The 21,156-nt window shown below is 72.9% G+C and carries 13 protein-coding genes; 4 read left to right on the forward strand and 9 right to left on the reverse strand.

The window, feature by feature from the left end; translation table 11 throughout:
• Positions 1-74 precede the first annotated feature (74 nt).
• The 3 genes from J2S41_RS20400 to J2S41_RS20410 form a co-directional block, all read right to left on the reverse strand.
• Complete coding sequence (locus J2S41_RS20400; RefSeq protein WP_310369517.1) at positions 75-770, reverse strand: zf-HC2 domain-containing protein; 696 nt, start codon at positions 768-770, stop codon at positions 75-77.
• 322 nt (positions 771-1,092) lie between these two features.
• Entirely contained in the window at positions 1,093-1,728 is a 636-nt protein-coding gene (locus tag J2S41_RS20405; RefSeq protein ID WP_310369519.1) for a hypothetical protein, read from the reverse strand.
• Positions 1,721-2,596 (reverse strand): SAM-dependent methyltransferase, encoded by an 876-nt coding sequence (locus tag J2S41_RS20410; protein WP_310369521.1) that lies wholly within the window; start codon positions 2,594-2,596, stop codon positions 1,721-1,723. Before J2S41_RS20410 ends, J2S41_RS20405 begins: the two co-directional genes overlap by 8 nt.
• A 159-nt stretch (positions 2,597-2,755) precedes the next feature.
• On the opposite strand from J2S41_RS20410, the gene J2S41_RS20415 reads away from it, so the two are divergent.
• Complete coding sequence (locus J2S41_RS20415; protein WP_310369523.1) at positions 2,756-3,394, forward strand: TetR/AcrR family transcriptional regulator; 639 nt, start codon at positions 2,756-2,758, stop codon at positions 3,392-3,394.
• Between the two features lie 19 nt (positions 3,395-3,413).
• Here J2S41_RS20415 and J2S41_RS20420 read toward each other — a convergent pair whose 3' ends face one another.
• Both J2S41_RS20420 and J2S41_RS20425 read right to left on the reverse strand, forming a co-directional pair.
• Positions 3,414-6,143 (reverse strand): ATP-binding protein, encoded by a 2,730-nt coding sequence (locus J2S41_RS20420; RefSeq protein ID WP_310369525.1) that lies wholly within the window; start codon positions 6,141-6,143, stop codon positions 3,414-3,416.
• Positions 6,144-6,215: 72 nt separating this feature from the next.
• Entirely contained in the window at positions 6,216-6,992 is a 777-nt protein-coding gene (locus J2S41_RS20425; RefSeq protein ID WP_310369527.1) for an SDR family oxidoreductase, read from the reverse strand.
• Between the two features lie 282 nt (positions 6,993-7,274).
• On the opposite strand from J2S41_RS20425, the gene J2S41_RS20430 reads away from it, so the two are divergent.
• Complete coding sequence (locus tag J2S41_RS20430; protein WP_310369529.1) at positions 7,275-8,006, forward strand: ABC transporter ATP-binding protein; 732 nt, start codon at positions 7,275-7,277, stop codon at positions 8,004-8,006.
• Between the two features lies 1 nt (position 8,007).
• A complete protein-coding gene (locus tag J2S41_RS20435; RefSeq protein ID WP_310369531.1) occupies positions 8,008-9,921 on the forward strand; it encodes an FtsX-like permease family protein in 1,914 nt (637 codons plus the stop codon).
• Positions 9,922-9,958: 37 nt separating this feature from the next.
• On the opposite strand, the gene J2S41_RS20440 is transcribed toward J2S41_RS20435, so the two are convergent.
• The 4 genes from J2S41_RS20440 to J2S41_RS20455 all read right to left on the reverse strand — a co-directional run bounded on the left by J2S41_RS20440 (position 9,959) and on the right by J2S41_RS20455 (position 19,508).
• On the reverse strand, positions 9,959-12,652 hold the full coding sequence (locus J2S41_RS20440; RefSeq protein ID WP_310369532.1) for a helix-turn-helix transcriptional regulator: 2,694 nt from the start codon (positions 12,650-12,652) through the stop codon (positions 9,959-9,961).
• 92 nt (positions 12,653-12,744) lie between these two features.
• Positions 12,745-15,603 (reverse strand): helix-turn-helix transcriptional regulator, encoded by a 2,859-nt coding sequence (locus J2S41_RS20445; protein WP_310369534.1) that lies wholly within the window; start codon positions 15,601-15,603, stop codon positions 12,745-12,747.
• Between the two features lie 99 nt (positions 15,604-15,702).
• On the reverse strand, positions 15,703-16,587 hold the full coding sequence (locus J2S41_RS20450) for a helix-turn-helix transcriptional regulator (protein ID WP_310369537.1): 885 nt from the start codon (positions 16,585-16,587) through the stop codon (positions 15,703-15,705).
• A gap of 179 nt (positions 16,588-16,766) precedes the next feature.
• The gene (locus J2S41_RS20455; protein WP_310369538.1) at positions 16,767-19,508 is read right to left on the reverse strand and encodes a helix-turn-helix transcriptional regulator; all 2,742 of its coding nucleotides are present in this window, start codon (positions 19,506-19,508) and stop codon (positions 16,767-16,769) included.
• 241 nt (positions 19,509-19,749) lie between these two features.
• On the opposite strand from J2S41_RS20455, the gene J2S41_RS20460 reads away from it, so the two are divergent.
• Positions 19,750-21,138, forward strand: a complete 1,389-nt coding sequence (locus J2S41_RS20460; RefSeq protein WP_310369539.1) for an amidohydrolase family protein — start codon at positions 19,750-19,752, stop codon at positions 21,136-21,138.
• Positions 21,139-21,156 lie beyond the last annotated feature (18 nt).

The following is a 21,156-nucleotide window of genomic DNA, read 5'->3' on the forward strand; positions in this document are numbered from 1 at the left end:
TCACGTTCGGCCAAGATGCGCCGGGGCGGTGACCAGCGGTGAGCAGCATCTGACCCCGCGCCGAGGCCCGACGCTCACCCGCCGGCGGTGGACGCGGAGGTCACCACAGCGCCGGCCGGGTCGGTCACCGTGACGGAGACGACCTCCGCCGGCGCGGCCGGGACCTCACCGGTCGCCTTCTGCACCTCGGGCAGGCCGGCCAGTTCGGCGAGCGGTATCGTCCGGCCGTTCCGGAGCGTGGCGTGGATCGCGTACCTGATCCCCGGTGTCAGGCCGAAGAGGGTGCAGCGCACGGTGGCGCCCGCCGGGCCGTCGGCGACCGTGACGGACAGGCTCGGTGTGGCCGGGGCCGCCGATGCCGAGCTGCCCGAGTCGACGAGCCTCGGTACGTGCCGACCCGGCTGCCACAGCACCAGGGCGGAGATTCCGGCGAGCGCGATTACGAGGATGCCGACGAGCGCCACCGGAGCCCACCGCCGGCGCCGGCCGCGGCTCCGCGGCGGACCGGCGGCGGAGTCCGTAAAGGCGGGCCGCCGGGTCCCGCCCGGTGGAGCCGTCACCGTCCGTGCCGCCAGCCCTCCGTGCGTCGTCTGGGCGTGGTGGAGGCCCCGCAGGTCGGCGAGGGGCGCGCCGCCCAGGGCCGGCAGCACATCGGTCAGCTCGTCGAGCTGCGCCCGGCAAGCGGCGCACTCGGCCACGTGTTCCTCGACGGCCAGGCTCTCCGTCTCGTCCAGCTTTCCCAGCACATAGAAGCCCAGTTGCTCGCGCATCCGCGGGGCCGTGCAATCGCCGCTCATCGGTACCGCACTCCCGCCGTACGAGGCAGGTGCCGCCGGGCCACGCGCGAAGCGGGTCCACCGGCCACCTCACCGCCGATGAGGAGCGCCACGACGCGGCCGTGGCGTATGGACGCGAACTCCGGCCATCCTCGTTTCGTCGGGCAGCACATACCGAGAACCATATTCTCTCCCGGGAGAACATGGTCACCGGCCACCCTCCGCATGACCGCAGCGTGCGCCACGGATCGGAGGTTCGCGCGGCCGGCCTGCGCAAAGGCCCGGACGGACGCCGGTCGCCGAGATTAGGCGAGATTCACGGAAGCGCTCCCATCATCCGGCCGAGAGGCTGGTGCCTCCCCGGCGGCTGCGCCGGCTCACTGGCCGCACGGAGAAGGGACCCGGCCTCGTGGCACCGCGAGCTCATCGCACGGCGACGATCGCGCCGTATCGGCCCGCCCGCCTGACGGCCGGCGACCACGTACCGCCCCGGATCCCGCGGCACCGGCCTCGCCGGCCGGTCGACGAGCCGTACCGCGACGGCCAGCGAGCAGCCGTAGACCGCGGCGAGCAGCGTGAACGTCACGGCCAGCGCATACGGACCGCACTCGGGCCGGGCGACGAGAAGGCAGCTCAGCAGCGCCGCCCCGGGGAGCACGGTCACCGGCTGCGGCAGGGCGTGGCCGCCCACCACGGCGGTCACCGCCTCCGCCAGGCCGGCCACGACCATCCACACCACCACCCAGGCCATCGGTGAGCTGGCGGTGACGCCCGGCAGCAGAAGGGAGGCGAACCCGGTGCCGATCGCACACAGGGCCAGCAGCAGGCAGACGGTCGCCCGGCACCCGGCCGCGCACGGATGCGCACACCGCGGCGCGTTCGTCACCCGGATCGCCACCGCCACCGTGGCGACGGCGGTGCTGGTCGCCGGCCCGGCGGCCGGCTCAGCCACGCGACCCGGCCAGCAGCCACACCGTGATCGCGTCGGGTGCATCGCCGACCATCGCGGGCACCGGCCGGCCGAGCTCCGCCACCAGCGACGCGACGTCGGTCACCTCCGGCTTCCATCCGTAGCCGGTCAGCCAGCCGGACGGCTCGACGGCGGGGCCGCTCTTGAGCAGAGCGGACAGGCCGGCCGCCGCGGCGCGATCGATGTCGTCGGCGCAGCGGGACAACAGGAAGTCCTCGGTTGGCTGGCGCGCTGGATATTCGCTGAGGAACCGCGAACCCGGCGCCGATGCCGCGGTGATCTCGCGGAGCAGGTCGTCGCTCTGCTCCGGGGTGAAATACATCAGCAGTCCTTCCGCCACGAAGACGGCGGGAAGGCCGGGCCGGAAGCCGGCGTCGGTCAGCTTCGCGAGCCAGTCCTCCCGCAGATCCGCCGCGACGACGACACGCGGGCAGGTCGTCGGCTCCCCCACCGTGGCCAGGATCTGCTCCTTGAAGGCGAGCACGTCGGCGTGGTCGACCTCGAAGACCGTGGTGTCCGGCGGCAGGCCGAGCCGGCACGCCCGGGCGTCCAGGCCGGCCGCGAGCAGGACCACCTGTCGTACGCCGTCCGCGTACGCCTTGAGGATGTGCTCGTCGTAGAACACGGTGCGCATCGCAAGGTAGGTCGTGAAGTCGCGCCAGAAGGGCGACGGGTCGTCCTCGCGGGCGAAGCCCATCCGGGGCAGGGGCCCTTCGGGCTGTGCGGTGGCCGCGCGGACGGCGACCTCGGCCCATCTGTCGAGGAAGATCGCGTCTGGCCGACGGGTCTCCTGAGCTCGTGCGTAGGCCACGATCAGCGACGTCGCACCGACGTCCTTCGGCACGCTCATGTCTTCGTCCACCCCCCAGGTTCGGTCGGCGGCCGGTCCGGCCACCGGCGTCGGCACCGCTCGGGTGCGTTCGGCGGGCACCACCGTAGAACACGTGTCAAAAAAAATCAACGCGCGTCAAAAATGCTCCTGATACCCTGCCCAGGGAACGGAGGGTGGATGACGAACACACCGGTGGAGAGCCGGCGACGCGGTCCCACCAAAGGCGACCTGCGGTACGCCCGCCTCCTCGGCGTGGGAGAGAAACTGCTGGCGGAGAAACCGCTGCGGGACATCACCATCGATGAGATCGCCAGACGGGCGCAGGTCACCCGCCCGGCGTTCTACTTCTACTTCGACTCCAAGTACGCACTGCTCGCCGCGCTCCTGGAACGGGTTCTCGCCACCCAGTTCGACACCGCCGACCGGCTATGGATCAACCGCCCGGCCGAGCTCACCCCCCGGCAGGCCTGCGAGCAGCACTTCACCGAGATGCTCGCGCTCTGGCGCCGGCACGCCGTCGTGATGCGCGAGGCGGCCGAGGCCGTGCGCCTGCACACCGCCGTGGAACGGGCGTACGGCCAGCTCCTCGATCGGTTCATCGACGCCGCCTCCACCCAGATAACCAAGGAACGCGCCGCGGGCGTCGCACCGCCCGGCGCGGATGTCCGCGCGCTGGCCACCACCCTGACCTGGATGACGGAACGCAACCTCTACGCCGCGGTGGCCGGCCTCGGCCCGGATCTCACCGACCGGCAACGGGTGACCGCGCTGGCCGATGCCTGGCTGCGCGCGATCTACGAGACCGCCGCCCCGTGAACGCAGCCACCACCCGAGGTCAGCCTCCCGCCGGATACCGATCCCGGAGCTGGCGGCGGGAGGTGATACCGAGCTTGGTGAACACCTTGCGCAGGTGAGCGTCAACCGTGCGCGGGCTGATCTGCAGCGCGGCCGCCACCTCCCGGCTGGTCGCCCCGCCCGCCACCAGACGGGCGACGACGTCCTCCCGCTCCGACAGCCCCGTCGTCCGGCGTCCTGGCGCGGCGGCCAGCAGCTCTCGATCGGTCCGGGCGACGAAGGCGTGCGCCCCCATCTCGCTGAACAGGGCGCGGGCCGCCGTCAGCTCCGTCACCGCCTGCCGGCGCCGGCCGTTGCGGCGCAGCCATTCACCGTAGAGCAGCCGTGCCCGGCCGAGCCTGATCCGGCCCCTGGTACGCGCCAGCCGCGCGATCGCCTCCCGATAGAGGTCCGCGGCGGCCAGATCGTCCGTCACCAACGCCCGGGCGCACAGCGCCGCGCCGGTACACCACTCACTGTCGAGTTCCGCGGCGCGCCGTTCCAGGCGGACGACTACCTCCCGGGCCTCGGCCAGGCGCCCCGACCGGGCGGCCGCCTCTACGTACTCCGGGAAGACCCAGGGCGGAAAGCTCGGTTCGTCGAGCCGCGCCGACGTCTGACACGCGTCAGCGGCGTCGGCGTACCGGCCCAGGCCGTTGAACAGCACCGCGTTGGCGTACTCCACCGCGGTCAGCAGTCGGCCCTCACCCCGGGCGGCGGCATCCCGGACGGCGCTCTCGCTGAGCCGGTGGACCCGCGCCTCGTCGCCACGCCAACCCGCGACGGTGACGTCCACGTACACCATGTGCGGCGCACCGATGTCCGCCGAGACCCCGTACGCCTCATCCACCAGCCGCTGCGCCTCATCGAATCGACCCTGGTGCACGTGCGCCAATGCCTGATAACTCAACGCGACCGGCAGGGAGACCACCGCGCCGCTGTCCCGGGCGTAGTGAAGCTGCCGCTCGGCCACCTCGAGGAAGTGCGCGTCGTCCCACACGTCCTCGGCCGCGCTGCACACCAGCCACAATTCGCCGAGGCCGAACTGCCGGGCCCCGTCGCGGACGTCCCGCACGTAGGCGTCGATCGCCGGGCCCAGCACCGCCGGATCGGGCCAGCCGCCGTGCTCCACCCGAGTCACCAACGCGTTCAGCAGCAGATCCACGGGCCGCTCCCGGCCCTCGGGCGCTGGGAGAGCACGCACCTCCGCCGCCAGTTCGGGCAACAACTGCGCATCCGCGAACCGGCCGAGGAAGGTCACCGCGGCCAGCGCGTCCAGCAGAACATCGCGGCCGAGCACCGGATCGACCGGTCCGACACGCCTGGCCGCCGCGATCAGCGCCCGCACCGCTCCCTCGTTCCGCGCACGATCGAAGAGCACCCGAGCCCGCAGCACCGAGGTCTCCGCCCGCAGCGCCTCGTCCGAATGGGCGTCCTCCGCCAGCGCCACGAGGTCGAGGGCGGCCGCCCGGTCGCCCATCTCCCGATGTTCGTGCGCCGCCGCGAGCAGTCGCCGCGCCCGCAACCGGCGGCTCGGGGTCAGCATGGCCGCCCGCTTGAGGAACGCGGCGGACGCGGCCAGACCGCCCCGCGCGTGCGCACGCGCTGCCAGCCGCTCCAGCTCGGTAGCCAGCCACGGATTCGGGCTCGTGGCCGCCTGGGCGGCGTGCCAGGCACGGCGATCCGGGTCGACGCCGGCGTCGGTCGCCTCGCCGAGCGCGGCGTGCAGCATGCGGCGCTCGCCCGGACCGGCGTCCTCGTAGAGCGCCGACCGCACCAGCGGATGCCGGAACCGAACCGGGGAACCCACCTCGATCAGACCGGTCGCCTCCACCTCCGCGATCGCGGAGCGCGGCAGGCCGAGCGTGTCGGCGGCACGGCGCACCAGTGCCGGGTCGCCCGTGGGGTCCGCGGCGGCGAGCCGGGCGAATCGGCGCGCACCCGGTGACAGCGCCGCGAGCCGGCGCTGGAAGCCCGCTTCCAGCGTCTGCGGCAACCGCCCGCCCAGCGGTATCCGGAAGCCACCGGCACCGGCGGTCGGGAACTCTAGCAGGGCGAGCGGGTTACCCTGCGCCTCCGCGACGATACGGTCCCGGACCGACGGATCGATGGGGGTACGCAGATGCCCGTTCAGGAGCGCACGAGACTCCTCCGGGGTCAGGCCCGGCAGCCGCAGCACGGGCAACCCCGCGAAGGCCGGCACCGGATCGCGCACCGTCGCGACGAACGCCACCGGCAGACGTGCCAGCCGCCGGACGACGAGACCCAGCACCTCGGCCGACGCCCGATCCGCCCAGTGAGCGTCATCCACCGCGCATACCAGCGGCGTCTCGCCGCCGGCCACCGCGAGCAGGCTGTGCACACCGAAGCTGATCAACGGCGTGGTGGCCGGGCCGCCGGACTCCATGCCGAGGGCGACGCGGACCGCGCGGGCCTGCACCCCCGGCAGGTCGCCGAGCATGGTGAGCAGCGGAAACAGTAATTGGTGCAGGGTGGCGAACGGCAGCTCCATCTCGTACTGCGAGCCGACGGCCCGCAGCACCCGCAGCGCGGGCACGCCGTCGAGCGCCGCCTGCAACAGCGCGGTCTTACCGATGCCCGGACCACCCTGCACCATCAGGGCACCGCCCTTGCCCGCGGCGGCATCGGACAGCACCGCAAGCAGCGTGGCTCTCTCCTGGTACCGACCGACGAAGCCTCGCCCATCGGCGTCCGACCAGGCGCTCGTCACCCGGGTAAGGCTATGAGGACGAGACGTCCGGCGACATGCTCTGCCGGCGTACGGTGGATCACACGGGCCGGGTCAGATGACCTGCTCGGTCGGCAGGATCGTCACCGCCGCGACGTTGACGTGCCTGGGCACCGAGGCGACGAACGCCACCGCCTCCGCGACGTCCTCGGCCTGGAGTACCTCGATCCGCTTGACCAGGTCCGCCCTCAACCGGGCCACGTCGGCATCCGCCACATGGTCGGTGAACTCGGTGTCCACCATTCCCGGCTCCACCGCGCTGACTCGTACCCTCGCCGGGCCGAGTTCCGTGCGCAGTTGCCGCGCGAGATGGCTGACGTACGCCTTGGTGCCGGCGTAGACCTGGTACCTCTCCAGAACCCGGCTACCGGCGATCGACGAGGTGAAGATGAGATCCGCTGGGCCACCTGCCGTCGCCGCCGTCTCCAGGTCGCGCACGAAGGCCTGGACGGTGTACATCACGCCCCTGATGTTGAGGTCGATCTGGGCGTCCCAGTCGGCCACCGCCAGGTCGTGTACCGCGGAGACGAGTTGCACGCCCGCGTTGGCGTGCACCAGATTCACGGTGCCGTATCGCTCCCGTACCACGGCGGCGGCCCGGTCCACCGCGTTGCGATCCGTGACATCGGTGGGTACGGCCACGGCCGTGCCGCCGCGATCGGTGATGCGCGCCACGGCCGCATCGAGCCGATCCGCACGCCGCGCCAGGAGGGCCACGCTGGCCCCGAGCGCCGCCAGCCGTTCCGCGGTCGCCTCACCGATGCCGCTCGAGGCGCCCGTGACGACGGCGACCCGGCCGCTCAGCGGCGAGCCGGTGAGGACAGCGGACATGACTTCTCCTCCTTGGGCGACGGCCCGCGCCCGGACCCGTCCTCTCACTATCGCCGCCCGCGCCGCCGCCGGGTTCGGTGATTTTCACCTATCGCGCCGGGCACCGACGACCCGCCAGCGGTACGAAAGCTAGGCGACTTTCACCGAGCCGGTCCGCCCGCGGCCCTGCGATCCTCGGCATGCCGTGCCCGGTAGGGCGCTCCCTACCGGGATTTCGGGGGTCCGCTTCATGGTCGCCGTCCGGGTGCGGCCATAGCCTTCGATCACGTGACAAGGACACTCATGACCTCACTGAACACGGCGGTCGCGCTGCACGGCGTCAGCCGCGTCTACGGCTCCGGCAGCACCGCGGTGCGCGCCGCCGACGGCATCGACATCGCATTCGCCCGGGGCACCTGGACCGCGGTCATGGGCCCATCCGGTTCCGGGAAGTCCACTCTGCTGCACTGCGCCGCGGGCCTGGAACGCGTCGACAGCGGCCGGGTGATGCTGGGCGAGACCGACATAACCGCGTTGAACGACGATGAACTGTCGGCGCTGCGCCGTACCCGGATCGGCTTCGTCTTCCAGAGTTTCAACCTGATCGGCTCGCTGACCGCGGAGCAGAACGTCGCCCTGCCGCTGCGGCTGGCCGGCCGGCGGCCGGCGCGTGAGGAGGTCCGCAATGCGCTCGCCACGGTGGGATTGGCCGAGCGGATCCGGCATCGGCCCCGGGAACTGTCCGGCGGGCAGCAGCAGCGGGTGGCCATCGCCCGTGCGATGGTGACCCGGCCCGAGGTGTTGTTCGCCGACGAACCCACCGGCGCGCTCGACACCCGTGCCGCGCACGGCGTGCTGGAGCTGCTGCGCCGGTCCGCCGACGGTGGCCAGACCATCATCATGGTCACTCATGACCCGGCCGCGGCCGCGCGCGCCGACGCGGTGGTGTTCCTGCGCGACGGCCGCATCGCCGACCGGCTGGTGGGCGCCGACGTGCGCGCAGTCGCCGACCGCCTCGTCGCGCTGGAGGGCTGACATGCTGAGCCTGAGCTGGGCCGGTTTTCGTGAGCGGTGGACGCTGTTCATCGGGGCCACCGTGACGGTGGCTCTCGGCGTGGGGTTGGTGCAGTCCTCGCTGCTGTTACTGATCTCCGCGGCAACGCTGGCGCCACCGGACGGTGCGTCCCCGATCGCCCGGATGCGGTTCGCCACGGCCACCGAGGCGTCCGTGGCGTTGATCGCCGTCACGCTGGGCTTCGCGGCGTTGCTCGCCGTCTTCATCATCAGCTCCACCTTCGCCTTCGCCGTCGAACAACGCCGCCGCGACCTCGCGCTGTTGCGGCTGGCCGGAGCCAGCCGCGGCCATGTGCGCCAGTTGCTGCTCGGCGAGGCGGTGCTGCTCGGCGCGGTCGGTACGGTGGCCGGGGTACCGGCCGGGCTGGCGCTGATGGCGGCGCAATCCTGGCTGCTCCAGCGTCTGGGTTTCGTCCCGGACGGTTTCGCCGGTCAATGGCGCGGCTGGATACTGTTCGTCTCCGCCGGCACTGGCATCGGGCTGGCGGTCATGGGCGTCCTGCTCGCCGCCCGCCGCGCGGCCCGAGTCCGGCCGCTGGAGGCCCTGCGGGACTCCGGCGACACCATCCGCGTGATGACCATCGGCCGGTGGAGCTTCGGTCTGTTGTTCGCCGCCGGAGCCGCCGCCCTCATCGGGCTGTCCCCGGTGGGCGGCGCGGTCGGCGGGCAGGCGATGGCGATGAACGTGTCGGTGTGTGCCGCGATCGCGTTCACGTTGCTCGGTCCGGCCCTCGTCCCCGCGGTGTCCCGGCTGCTGCCCTCCCGTGCCGTTGGTGTGCTGGGCGAGTTGGCCGGAGCGGACCTGCGCGACGACGTCCGCCGCAGCGCATCGACCGCGGCACCGCTGATCGTGCTCACCGGCCTGCTGCTGGGGCAGGCGGTGGCCTCGACGTCGTTCGCCGAAGCCGGTCGGCAGGAGCACCGCCGCGACACGGTGGCGGACCTGGTCGTGGAGACCACCGGTCCGATCGGGGACCGGATCGCATCGGTTCCCGGGGTACGAAGCGCGTCCACCGAGGCCGAGGTACCGGTGGCGTTGACCACCGGCTCCGGGGAGCTGCGCTACACCAGGCTGACCAGTGCCGTGGTGATCGACCCGGCGGGCTATCGCCTGGCCCATCCGGGCAGCGGGGACGGCCTCGGCGCGCTGGCTGGTAGTGCGGTGGCCCGTGGCCCGGGCGCCGACGGCTTCGCCGCCGGCGACACCGTCGGCGTGCGGGTGGGTGACACGGACCTCGGTTCCCTGCCCGTGGTCGCGGAGGTGCCGTCCGCGATCGGCGGCGGTGCCACGCTGCTCATCCCCGAGGACGTGCTTCCCGCCGAGTTGCTCGCCGACGCTCCGGTACGCACGTTCGTCTCCGTCACCGAGGGCACCGCGCCGGAGCAGGTCGCGGCCTCCCTGACCGGATCGGGGGCCGAGGTCTTGACCCAGGAGGAGTGGCTGGCCCGAGACAGCGCGGTCAGCAGCGCCACCAGCACCGGTGTGCTTGTCGTCGTTATGGGGCTCGGCAGCCTCTACGCGCTGATCGGCGTCGTCAACTCCGTGGTCATCGGCGCGGCGACCCGGCGCCGTGAGTTCGCGGCCGCACGGGCGGTGGGGTTCACCCGCGGCCAGGTCGTGCGTACCGCTCTGCTGGAGTCCGTGCACGTCACCACGGCGGGCCTAGTCCTGGGCGGGATCGCCGCGGCCGGCACGCTCGTCGCCGCGCTGGCCACCACATCCGCGGTGACCGGTGACGCGATCGCGGCCGTGCCGTGGCCACTGGTCGCAGCCGTGGTGGCCGGTGCCTTCCTGATCACCGGGGTGACGACCGTGGCCACCTCGTTGTCCGCCACGCATGGCCGCCTGGTGGAACTGCTGGGAGCGCGGGAATGACCGGCGCCGCCGGTGCCGCTCGAGCGGCACCGGCGGCTCAGGCCAGCTCCATCCCGTACAGCTCGCGGCGCGACGTGATGTTCAGCTTGCGGAAGACGTTGCGCAGATGCGTGTCGACGGTGCGAGGGCTCACGTAGAGCGCCGCCGCCACCTCGCGCGTGGTCAGTCCACCCGCGACCTGGCGCGCCACCAGCAGCTCCTGCCTGGTCAGCACATCCGGCAGCCGATTGTCGCCATGGCCGCCGGACAGCCGCGACAACGCCCGCGCCGCCCGCCGCGCGAACGCCCGCGCGCCCGCGGCGGCCAGGTCGTCCCGCGCGGCGGCCAGTTCCACGGCGGCCTCGGCGGCACGGCCCCGGTCGGCCAGCCACTCGCCGAACCGCAGTCGCGCGCGGGCATGCCGGATACCCAGACCGACCCGGTCCAGCAGTGCGATCGCGCGTCGATGCAACGGCTCGGCCTCCACCGCGACGGCCAGCAGCGCCGTGCAGGCGGCAGCGGTACCGGCCGCCCATGCGGTCCGGGACGCATCCGCCGCGGGCAGATGCCGGTCGAGTGCCGCCACGGCCAGTTCCGGGCGGCCGGCGTAGACGGCCGCCTCCACGTACTCCGGCAGCAGCAGGGCGGTCAATCCCGGTGGAACGTCGGCAAGCGCACGGCCGGCGGCGTCCAGCGCGCTCGAGTACGCGCCGGTGGCGTTGTCCAGCACCGCGCCCGCGTGATCGGCCGCGCGGTGGAAGGCACCCCCCGCCCGGTCGGTCCCATATCCACGAAGCTGCGCACCGATCGCACGGACACGCCGACCCTCGCCGCGCCAGGCGGCCAGGACGATCTCCCCGTACGACGGCCCGGCCGGCTCCACGGACGGATGCAGCACGCCCGCCTCGATGTCGGCGAGTGCCTGCATGGAGAGTGCCGGCGGAAGTGACGCGTGCGCGCCGCCCGCTCGGGCCAGGGTGAGGTGCCGGTCCAGCAGCAGGCGCCAGCCGTCATCGTCCCATCGCTCCGCCGCCGCGGCGGCGGCCAGCCAGAGCAGGTGTCCGCGTGAGTCCTCCGTGCGCGGGTGCTCCCGCACCGCGGCCGCGGCCCGGTCCAGCTCGGCCGCGGCCGTCTCCCGGTCGCCGGCAAGCCGGTCGATCAACGCCCGGGCCAGCAGATCGCCGGGGCGGTTCGAGACCCGCGCGTGCATGGCCCGGCACAGGCCGGCCACCGCGGGGTGCTCCGCCAGAGGCGTGCCATACCCGTCGGTCTGCACCCACGCGGCATGGGCGTCGAGCACGGCCTCGGACGCAGAAGCCCCCTGCACCGTGGCGGCGACCGTCAGCAGCAGGTGCGGCTCCCGCCGCAGCCGGCCTCGTACCGATTGGGCGCGGGTGCGGTGTTCCTCCGGCAACGGCGCCCGTTCGGCCCGGCCGAGCAGTGCGAGGGCGTGCTCCGGCTCGCCCGCGCGCTCCCACGTGTCCGCCGCGGCCAGCGTGCGGACGGCTCGCTGGGATGCATCCGTGGTCAGCAGCGCCGCGCTCTCCAGGAAGGAGGCGGCGGCGGGCAGGCCACCCCGCTGTCCGGCGGTCTCCACCGCGGCCTCCAGTTCGTCGGCCGTGCGGTCGTCCGGTCCCGATGCCGCCAGCGACCGGTGCCACGATGCGCGGTCCGGTCCCGCGTCGGCTCCCACCGCGTCGGCGAGCCTGCCGTGTACCTCGCGCCGCAGCGACGGCGGCGCGGCGTGATACACCGCCGAGCGTGCCAGCGGATGGACGAACCGCACCTGGGCACCGATGGAGACCAGCCCGCTCTGCTCGGCGTCCGTGACCGCCGTGGTCAGTTCCGGCGGCGATATGTCGAGGTTGCCGAGGGCCCGCCAGACGGGAAGCGGGTCGCCGAAGCGTTCCGCCGCGGCCACCAGCAGCACAGTCCGGGCGGCAGTGGACAGGGCGCCGGCGATGGCCGCGTACCGCTGCCGGGCCCGGGTCGCCCACGCCGGCTCGCGGGAGACGGTGACCGGCTGTCCCGGCTGGTTGTCGAACGGAGCCGTCAGCAGGGCGGCGGGGTTGCCCCTGGCCTCGGCCACGACGCGCTCGCGGACGGCCGGGTCGATCGCCGCCCAGGGCGTGGTGTCCAGCAGCGACCGGGCGTCGCTGTCGGCGAGACCGCTCAGGGTCAGACCGGGCAGCTCACGCATGATGAGGGCGGCATCACCGCCGTCCACGGACCCCGCCGGAGCGGCGTCGTCGCGCAGTGCCAGCAGCATGGCCACCCGTGAGGAGCGCAGCCGGCGGGCGGCGAAGGCGAGCACCTGAGCCGACGCGGGGTCCAGCGCGTGCGCGTCCTCGACGACGACCACGACGCCGCGGGTATGGGCCAGGGCCACGAGGAAGCGCTGCACGGTCAGGCCCACCGCGAAGGGGTCGGGGTCCGTGCCGGGCTGTGTGCCGAACAGCATGTTGAGTTGCCCGCGGAACGCCTCCGGCAGCAGCGTGGGTTTGTCCAGCAGCGGCATGCAGAGACGGCGCACGGCGGCGTACGGTTCGGTGTCGGCACCGGTGCCGGCGGTGGACACCCGGCGCAGGTCGGTGTGGGACTTGAGGGCGGCGCCGATCAGCGCCGTCTTGCCGATGCCCGCGGGCCCGCGCACGACCAGCGCGCCTCCGTGGCCCCCGGTGGCGGCGTGCAGCAGCTCCCGGATCGCTGTGATCTCGTCGGCCCGTCCGGTCAGACGCATCGTCTGTGTCATCGCCGCCCCCCGCTGTTCGACGCTCAGCCTGCCGGTGCGGCGGGCCGAAGACATCCGTCAGCACAGCCACTCGAACGATCGACGGAAAACGATCATTTCGGTGGGGTTTCATGCCGTAACGCCTCGCGTACGATCTCCGCCCGGTTCCGCACGCCGAGCTTCGCGATGATGCGGGAGACGTGCGTCTGCACCGTGCGGGAGCCGAGGAACAGGCCCGCGGCGATCTCCGCGGTAGAACTCCCCTCGGCGACCAGGAAGGCGACCCGCCGCTCCGTGTCGGTCAGCGACTCCCAGCCGGTCACGGCGCGCCCGGCTCGCCGCCCATGGACTCCGCGCCGCACGCCGTGCCGCCGCAGGCGCGACTCGGCCCGCCGCACGTCCCAGGTCGCACCGAAGCGGGAGTACAGCTCGACCGCCTCGGTCAGCGCGGCGCGGGCGCTCTCCCGCTCGACGGCCGCGAGCACCACGGCCAGATCTTCCAGCGCACCCGCCAGGTCCACGGGCGGGCCGGCCACCCGGTAGGTGGCCACCGCCTCGTCTAGCGGGCCCGGATCGTTCTCGGCCAGGCCGGTGGCACGCAGCAGCATGGTGGCGGCGCGGCCGGGACTCACCTCGGCCGCGGCCTCCATCCGGCAGTCGCGCAGCGCTGCCGCCACGAGTTCGCGATCATCGGTCGCCGCGGCGAGCCTGACCAGATCGGCGGTCCACTGGTGGGTGAGGGTCATCTCGCCGTGCGTGCGATCGAGGACCGTGGCCAGGATCTCGGTCGCGCCACGCAGATCGCCCGCCTGCTCGGCCGCGACCGCCCGCGCCGCCAGCAGAAAGTCGCTGTTCTCCCGGTCCGCGACGGTCGTCACCGGCAGCGCTGCGGCTCGGCGCAGGTGTTCGCGGTGGGTGGCCCGGTCGTCGCGGCGCCCGGCGATGAGCGCGCTGACGCCGTGCCACAGCAGCAGCGGTCCGCGTTCCCGCAGGCCGCCATAGGAGATGCCGGCCGTGTCGTCGTCGAGCGGTGCCAACTCCGCCAGCGCGTCGTCCCACTCCCCCAGCCAGTAGAGCAGCACCGACTCATGAATGCCGGTCGCGTTGCCGACGACCCGGCCGGCGCGGCGGGTGACGTCGCGGGCGGTTTGCAGCGTCAGGCGCGCCTGGCCCCACCGGGCGAGGTTCTGGAGCGTGAACATCCGGTTGTGCAGTGCGAGGATGCGCAGGAACGTATGGTCCGGCTGGTCACCCAATACCGCCAGTGCCCGGTCGATGTGGTGTAACGCGGACGGATGATCGCGCCGCACCGACCGGCCGGTCCACAGATCCGCCAGCGCGTAGGCGGTGGCGAAGGCATCACCGGCGTTCTCGGCCTCGACCAGGGCCGCGCGGGCGGTGGCGTCGGCGATGTCGAGATGACCGTTCCCGGCGCGCTGCGCCATCGCCAGGGAGCCCAGCAGCCGGGCGCGCCAGATCGCCGGCAGTTGCGGCTCGTCGAGCGCTTCGCTGAGCGTGCGCGTCGCCTCCGGCATGTCCCCGGCCGCGATCAGGGCCCGGTTCAACAGCCACGACAGCGCACCGCGACGCGCCGGGGCGCTCACGACCGCGAGGGCTTCGCGGGCTCGGGACACCGCGCTGTCCGGCTGTCCGCTGACGAGCAGCGCGCGGACGAGCGCCACGCGCAGGTCGCCTCGTTCGTCCGCCGCGCCGTCCGTCCCGTCGAGTTGCCGCTCGATCAGGGTGATCGCCGTCCGCGGCGCGCGCGAAATCAGCTCCGGCGCCGCGGTGGTCAACCACGGCCCCACCCACGGCTGATCGACACGACCCGCCCGCATCAGCTGCTCGGCCACGGTGAGCGGGGCGCGGCGGGCGTCGGCGAGGCGGCGAGCTGCGTCCATGTGCAGCACGCCGCGGACCGCGGCCGGCACCGCGTCGTACAGCGTCTGGTGCAGCACCGCGTGCCGGAAGGCCAGGTGTTCCTCCGCCGGAACGAGAATGCCGGCCGCCACCGCCTGTAGCAGGTCTTCGGCCAGCGCGGCGATCGGGCGTTGCAGCAACACGGCGAGGTCGGCGACGGCGAAGACCGTGCCGAGCAGAGCGGCCGTGCGTACGGCATGCCGGACGGACGCGGCCACCAGGCCGAGCCGGCCACCGAGCGCGTCGGCGAGCGGGGGCGGTACCCGGTCGCGGCCGGGCGGCAGCAGGTCGGCCCGCCCCTCCCCGACTTCGATCATGCCCTGCCGGAGCAGTTCTTCCAGCAGTTCCCGCAGGTGCAGCGGGTTCCCCATGGCGGTCGCTGTCCATGCGCCGAGGGCAGGACTCGGCGGTGCGCCTATCATGTCACCGATGAGTGCCGCCGTCTCCGCCTCGTTCAGCGGGCCGAGCACGACCGTGCGCCCGGCATCGCCGCGGGAGACGCCGAACGGCCCGCCCGTCCGGTGCCCCGGAGCGGTGCCGTGGATGCCGACCAGCAACAGCGGAAGCCGGCCCGCCGCGCGGCCGAGCCGATGGAACACCACTATGGATGCCTCATCGATCCACTGCATGTCGTCGATGACGATGGCGGTCGGTGCGTCGGCGCACAGATCGGCGACGAGCACCATCAGCTCGTCGGCGACGGTCTGGTACGTCGCCTGGTCGCCGGGGAACAGCGTGCGCGGCGCTATCGCGAGCATCCTGGCGATCTCCGCACGGCGGGGATCGGCGGCATCGGCGCGCACCCCGAGGCAGCCGAGCATGACCGCGAGCGGCACATGCTGTGACAGGCGGTCCGCCGTCGCCCACAGCACTTGGGTCCCGCGTCGCTCCGCGGCCGTGAGCGCGGTCGTGGCCAGCGTGGTCTTGCCGGAGCCCGGCTCACCCTCGATGTGCACGACACCACCGATGCCGCTCTCCAGCTCGGCGATGGCCGTGGCGAGTGCCGCCAGTTCCGTTCGCCGGCCGTACGGCCGGTTTCTCGCGTCTTCCACGGGCATGGCCGCCCAATCCGGTCCGCCCATGCCGCCGGCGGTTCCGCTCACTGGTACGGAGTGCGCCGGCGCGGCACCGCGATGGCGCCGCCGCCCCGCTTAGCTCGCCTGCGCCTCCGCGGCACCGGTGAGGTCCCAGAAACGGCCGGCGTCCGGGCCTCTCCAGTGGTGCAGCAGACGGTCGATGACCAGCTCCGACCCGGTCCCCGGAACGGGGGCGTACACGGCCATGGTGAGGTTGTCGTCACCGGGGAACTCCATGGTCTCGAAATCGATGTGGTACTCCCCCGCCCACGGGTGCCGGGCCACCTGCTGGCCACGCCACACATCCGGCACCTGGGGCGAGTCCCAGAGCCGAACGAAGTCGTCACTGCGCGCACGCAACGTCGCGATGAGCTCGCGCGTCTCGGAGTCGGCAGCGGCCGCGGCGGTCTGCAGGCGCAGTGCCGCCGTGGTGACGGCCGCGCTCGTCTCCCAGTCAGAGACCAGCCGGCGACTGTACGGATCCAGAAAGGTCCAGGTCACGAAGTTATGCGGCGCTTCGGGACGCCCGCCCGGCGGCGATATCAGCAGCCGGAGCGGGAGATTGGCGGCCACGATGTCCAGTCGCCGGTTCGTCGCGTACGCCGGAGCCCGTACCGCGTCCAGGATCGTCCGGAGGGCGGTGGTCGGCTCCGGGGTCACGATCGACCGGACCGGCGGGCGAGCGAGCGTGAGCAGGTACTCGGCCTCGGAGGGACTCAGCCGCAGAACCCTGGTGAGCGCATCCAGTACCTCGGCCGAGACCTCTCCCGCCCGGCCCTGCTCCATACGCGTGTAGTAGTCGGTGCTGACGCCCGCGAGTTCGGCCACCTCGGCGCGGCGCAGCCCCGGGACCCGACGGCGACGTCCGGGGTAGTGCGGCAACCCGGCCTCGTCCGGGCCGATCCTGGCCCGCATCGCCCGCAGAAAGGCTCCCAGCGACTCCTGGCGCTCGAACGACATCCCGTGCTCTCTGCCGGAGGACCCGCCGACGGCACACGGACATCGGCGAGGGACCCTCGTGCTGGGTCCGCGTGGACGGTATCCGGCGGCGGGGCCACGCGCCCAAGCTCAGGGGACGAATCCCGACGTTTCCGGCGGAGATTAGGCGACTTTCGCCTACCGTCTAGGCGGACGGCCGATCAGCCGATGCCAGCGGGGTGGCGCGAGAGCTGTCGGCGGGAGGTGAGGCCGAGCTTCGTGAAGACGTTGCGCAGGTGCGTGTCGACGGTACGCGGGCTCAGGTACAGCGCGTGCGCGATCTCCCTGGTGGTCGCGCCCTCGGCCGCGAGCCGGGCGATCTCCTCCTCCTGGGCGGTCAGCCTTCCCGGGCCGGTGGCCTGCACCACCGGGCGTTCGCCGGCGGCGGCGAGTTCCCGGGACGCGCGCTGCGCGAAGGCCTTCGCGCCCAGTGCGATGAATCGGTCCCGTGCGATCTCTAGCTGCGCACGAGCCTCCCGTTTGCGTCGGTGACGACGAAGCCACTCACCGTACAGAAGGTGCACGCGGGCGAGCTGAGGCGCGGCGTCGCTGGCCGCGAGCCGGTCGAGCGCGGTCAGATAGTGCCGCTCCGCCTCGTCCCCCTCGCTGATCAGCGCGCGTGCGTGGGCCAGGGTGCCGGCCGCCCAGTCCGTCGATGACGCGCTCGCCCGGCGCTCGAGCCGCTCGAAGGCGGGCACCGCCAGGTCGCGGCGCCCGGCCCGGACCGCCGCCTCGATGAACTCCAACGGAATCCGGGTACGGATGCCCAGTTCCTGCTGCGCCTCGGCCTGCGCGCAGACGGCCATGGCGTCGGTGTACCGCCCCTGCCCGTTACGCAGTACCGCCAGTGCGTAGTCCAGCGCGGTCAGCACCCGGCCCTCCCCTCGGGCCGTCGCCTCCGCGAAGGCCACGTCGTACAGGGCGAGCAGACCGGCCTCGTCTCCACGCCAGGCCGCGAGCGTGGTGTCCACGTACGTCATCGCCGGGACCCCGAGTTCGGCGGTGACCGCCGCGCACTCGGCGGACAGCCGTTCCGCCTCCGCGAACTCTCCGTTGTGTATGTGGGTCAGTGCTCGCGACATCAGCGCCACCGGCAGCGAGGCGAGCGCCCCGTTCTCCCTAACCGCCGCCAGTTGGAGTTCGGAGATGCGCAGCATCGACTCGTCGTCCCAGAACTCCGCGGCCGCGGAGTAGGCCAGCCACACATCTCCCGTGCCGAGCGGCAGGGCGGCCTCGTCGAGGTAGCGCGCGATACCCAGGCGCAGGGTCAGTGCGGCGGCGTCCAGTCCGTCGGTGGCCTCGGTCAACAGCCCGGAGAAGGTGAGGGAGCGGCCCGAGCCGGATTCGCCGGGACCGAGCCCTCGCATCGCCGAGCCGATGCGTGCCAGGAGGCGGGTGTCTCCGAATCTGCCGACGAAGACCGCCGCCGCGTACGCCTCGAAAAGCACCTCCCGTGCCAGGTCGGCGTCCTGACGGGCCGCGCTCAGCCCGGCGTCGACGAGCATCCGCACCGATTGCAGGTCCCGTCGCCGGTCGAGGGAGATCCGGGCCTGCAGCACGTCGGCTGCTATCCGATGGTGGCGGTCGAGCCGGCCCGCGCGGGCCACGTCGAGCAGCGCCGTCGCCTCGTCCGGCAGACCGGCCTCCCGTTTGGCCTGCGCCGCCTTGACCAGCAGCGCCGAACGCCTCTGCCGGTCGGGGGTGAGGATGGCGGCCCGTTCCAGGAAGGCCGCCATGGCGGTCAGGCCGCCGCGTGACCTGGCCCGATGCGCGCAGCACACCAGCTCCGCGGCGACCGCGTCGTCGGGTGCCTCCGCCGCGAGTGCCAGGTGCCAGGCACGCCGGTCCCGGTCCTGCCGGGCGTCGTAGGCATGCGCGAGCGCCCGGTGCGCCACGCGGCGATCGGCGGGGTCGGCAGCGTGATACACGGCGGAGCGCACGAGCGGATGACGGAAGCGCACCCGCGCATCCACCGCGAGGAGACCCGCGTCCTGAGCAGGCTGCGCCGCGGCCTCGGTGAGGCCCAGCGCGCCAGCGGAGCACCACAGGGTGGCCGGATCACCGGTCGGTTCGGCTGCGGCCAGCAGCAGCAACCGCCGGGTCTCGTCGGGCATCTGTGCCACCAGGGCGACGAAGTGCGCTTCCAGGGACGCCGACAGCGTGCTCGGCGGTGGGGTGGCGTATCCACCGGCGAGCGCGGCCGGGTTCACCGTGCGCGGCAGTTCCAGCAGGGCGAGCGGGTTACCGCCGGCCTCGGCGATGAAGCGATCGCGGACCGCGGGATCGAGTGGCCGGTTCACCTCGGCGGCGAGCAGATCCCGCGCGTCCGCGTCGGCCAGGCCGGTGAGTTCCAGGCCGGGCAGTTCGCGAGTGCGAGCGGCGGACAGGACCTCGTCGTCGCGGGCGACGAGCAGCAACGCCACCGGCAGGTCACCGATGCGCTGCGCGACCAGCAGCAGTACGGCGAGGCTGCCCGCGTCCAGCCATTGCGCATCATCGACGACGCAGATCAGCGGCTGTGTCCGCGCGGCGGCCGCGAGCAGGCCGCGCACCGCCGCCACGAGCAGCGGACGGCCGCCGTCCGGTGCGGTGGCGTCGTCGGCGATGCCCAACGCCCGGCGCAGTGCACCGGCCTGCGCGGACGGCAGTTCCACCAGATGCCCGAGCAGGGGATGGCAGAGCTGGTGCAGCCCGGCGAAGGGAAACTGCCCCTCGAACTCACTCCCGGTGACCTGAACATGACGCATACCGCCGCCGTGTGCGCTCGCCGCCTGCTGCACCAGAGCCGACTTGCCGATGCCCGCCGGACCACGTACCAGCAGCACGCCACCGTGGCCGTCGCGAGCAGACCGGAGCAGGCGCGCAACCGCGGCCACCTCCCTGTTCCGTCCACGCAGCACCACGTCGAGCCTCCCGATTTCGCGTCGCCGCCACGCTAGCCAGGCACGGACGCGGTTATGGAGGATCTGCGACTCCTACCCACACGCACCTACGTATCCGCCGGCCGGTTAGGCGAGCGTCACCGAGCCCGGCGTCTATGGCCGACGGCATCATCGGAATCCGGGCGGCCCCGAGTTCCCGCCGGTCGACTCCGGTCCGGCCGCCCCTGTGAGCCGACCGACGAGACAGGAGGACATTGAGCTGATGGACGCATCGCTGCTCGCAACGTTGAACGAGCGCGCGGGAGATCCGGACCGGGCGATCCTGTTCACCAACGCCACGATCGTGACCATGGACCCGGCGCTGGGCATCCTCGACCGCGGAGACCTGCTGGTACGGGGCACATCCATCGCCGCCGTGGCACCCAGCCTCCGCGAGGAGGCCGGCGACGCCGTGGTGATCGACGCCACCGGCATGATCCTCAGCCCGGGACTGGTGGACACGCACCGGCACTCCTGGCAGGCGGCGCTGCGCCGTGTCATGCCGGACGTGGACGACCTCGCCGGCTACGTCATGTCGACGCTGGGCCGCTTCGCCCCCGCGTACCGTCCGGAGGACGTCTACCTCGGCACCCGCCTCGCCATGCTGACCGCCATCGACAGCGGCGTCACCTGCGTGCTGGACTTCTCGCACAACTCGCGTAGCGCGGCGCATTCGGACGCCGCCATCCAGGCGCTGCTCGACACCGGGATCCGTGGCGTGCACGCGTCGATGCGGCCGCATTTCGGTGACTGGGACGGGCAGTGGCCCGCCGACCTCACCCGGCTCCGGGAGACCTACTTCTCCTCCGACGACCAGTTGCTGACGCTGCGCGTGGCCACCCTCGCCACGGACGAGATCGCCGGCCCCGACCTCGCCTACGGTCCCCGGCTCGCGCAGGTGGCGCGCGAACTCGGCATCGGGGTCAGCATCGACGCCGTCTTCGGTACGTCCTCGTCGAAGGCGATCGTCGACTGGGCCCGCGAGAACCTGCTGCACCCCGGCGTCACGGTCATCCACGCCACCGGCCTAACCGGCGAGGCGTGGCAGGCGCTGGCCGACACCGGCACCACCGTGGCGCTGGCCCCCACCTCCGACGCGCAGATCGGCCTGGAGACCGCCATCCCCGCGGTCGACGAGGCGCTCGCTGTCGGCATCCGCCCCGGTCTGAGCATCGACGTGGAGGTCGCCCTGGTCAGCGACATGTTCACGCAGATGCGCGCGCTGCATGCCATCCAGCGCATGCGCGCGGTCAACGCCGCCTACGGCACCGACACCGCGCCGTCGCGGATCACCACGTACGACGTGCTGGACTTCGCCACCCTCCAGGGCGCGCGCACCAACGGCCTCGGCGCGGTGACCGGCTCCCTGACCCCCGGCAAACACGCCGATCTGCTCGTCGTGCGCGCCGGTGACCTGAACAACATGCCACTCAACGACCCGATCGGCACGCTCGTGCTCGGCACCGACCCGCGCAACATCGACACCGTGCTGATCGACGGCCAGGTCCGCAAGTGGGGCGGCCAGGTCCTCGGCGTCGACGTCGACGCGCTGCGCCGCGACATCGAGGCCAGCCGGGACCGCATCCTCACGGCCACCGAAGCCGGCTCCTGACCCGTACGACACCAGATC

Origin of the sequence: Catenuloplanes atrovinosus (genome assembly GCF_031458235.1) — a bacterium.
Taxonomy (GTDB): domain Bacteria; phylum Actinomycetota; class Actinomycetes; order Mycobacteriales; family Micromonosporaceae; genus Catenuloplanes; species Catenuloplanes atrovinosus.

What these genes read in the sequence shown, in the direction of transcription:
- J2S41_RS20400 (WP_310369517.1), bottom strand. Translation starts at nt 770, where the DNA reads ATGCGCGAGCAACTGGGCTTCTATGTGCTGGGAAAGCTGGACGAGACG.
- J2S41_RS20410 (WP_310369521.1), bottom strand. Translation starts at nt 2,596, where the DNA reads ATGAGCGTGCCGAAGGACGTCGGTGCGACGTCGCTGATCGTGGCCTAC.
- J2S41_RS20415 (WP_310369523.1), top strand. Translation starts at nt 2,756, where the DNA reads ATGACGAACACACCGGTGGAGAGCCGGCGACGCGGTCCCACCAAAGGC.
- J2S41_RS20425 (WP_310369527.1), bottom strand. Translation starts at nt 6,992, where the DNA reads ATGTCCGCTGTCCTCACCGGCTCGCCGCTGAGCGGCCGGGTCGCCGTC.
- J2S41_RS20430 (WP_310369529.1), top strand. Translation starts at nt 7,275, where the DNA reads ATGACCTCACTGAACACGGCGGTCGCGCTGCACGGCGTCAGCCGCGTC.
- J2S41_RS20435 (WP_310369531.1), top strand. Translation starts at nt 8,008, where the DNA reads ATGCTGAGCCTGAGCTGGGCCGGTTTTCGTGAGCGGTGGACGCTGTTC.
- J2S41_RS20440 (WP_310369532.1), bottom strand. Translation starts at nt 12,652, where the DNA reads ATGACACAGACGATGCGTCTGACCGGACGGGCCGACGAGATCACAGCG.
- J2S41_RS20450 (WP_310369537.1), bottom strand. Translation starts at nt 16,587, where the DNA reads ATGTCGTTCGAGCGCCAGGAGTCGCTGGGAGCCTTTCTGCGGGCGATG.
- J2S41_RS20460 (WP_310369539.1), top strand. Translation starts at nt 19,750, where the DNA reads ATGGACGCATCGCTGCTCGCAACGTTGAACGAGCGCGCGGGAGATCCG.